Annotated in this window: 1 protein-coding gene; it reads left to right on the top strand. The window is 54.5% G+C overall.

The window, feature by feature from the left end; all coding sequences use genetic code 11:
• Positions 1-747, top strand: a 747-nt coding sequence (locus ACWHAR_RS24280) for an ammonium transporter (RefSeq protein WP_452088083.1), incomplete at its 5' end; no start/stop codon positions are given.
• Positions 748-935 lie beyond the last annotated feature (188 nt).

The raw sequence follows: 935 nt of genomic DNA on the forward strand, positions 1-935 counted from the left end.
ATTCCAGGGCACAGCATTCCGCTGGGCGCTCTCGGCGTCTTTATCCTGTGGTTCGGCTGGTTTGGGTTCAACGGCGGAAGCACGCTTGCGGCTGATCCCGCCGCCGTCCCGCACGTCATCACCACAACCCTTTTAGCGGCATCGGGCGGAGTCGTCAGCTCGGCGCTGTTCACTTATTTCCGCTACGGCAGGATCGATCCTTCCCTGACGCTGAACGGCGCGCTAGGCGGCCTTGTCGGAATTACCGCGGGCGCGGACGGCGTTTCATTTACAGGCTCGATATTGATCGGATTCATCGCCGGTGTCATTTTAGTTGTCGGCGTTCAGTTTATCGACCAGGTGCTGAAGCTTGACGATCCCGTCGGCGCCCTTGCCGTTCACGGTATTTGCGGTGTTTGGGGGACGCTTGCAGTCGGGCTTTTCAATACATCGAGCGGTCTCTTTTACGGAGGAGGAGCCGCACAGCTTGGCATTCAAGCCGTCGGCATTTTGTCGATCGCGGCCTGGACCCTCGCTGCCACATACGCTGTCGCCGCGGCAATGAAAGCCCTCGCTCCGATCAGGGTATCAAAAGAGGAGGAAATTTCCGGACTAGATTATGCCGAACACGGTTCTTCCGCGTACGAGTATAAAGAAAGCTACATCGATCAGGACGATGTTGACGTAAGCTCCGCTTTCGGAACGGATCTTGTCTCACGGCTCAACAATTTAAAGCCTGGACCTTCTTCCAAAACTGAACAGGTGTGACTCTCATGCATCCGGCTCTCAGGCCGGCTTGCTGATCATAGAAATCGGCGGTGTTCAAAATAAACGCCGCCGTTTCTTTATAGCTTAGCTGCCAAAACGCAGAACACCCGGCATATGCCGGGTGTTTTATGTTATTCCTCGATATCAATTCGATAACTTTCAAACCAAGTATGGATTTGGGCAAGGTG

This window comes from Bacillus sp. LR--39 (genome assembly GCF_053613335.1).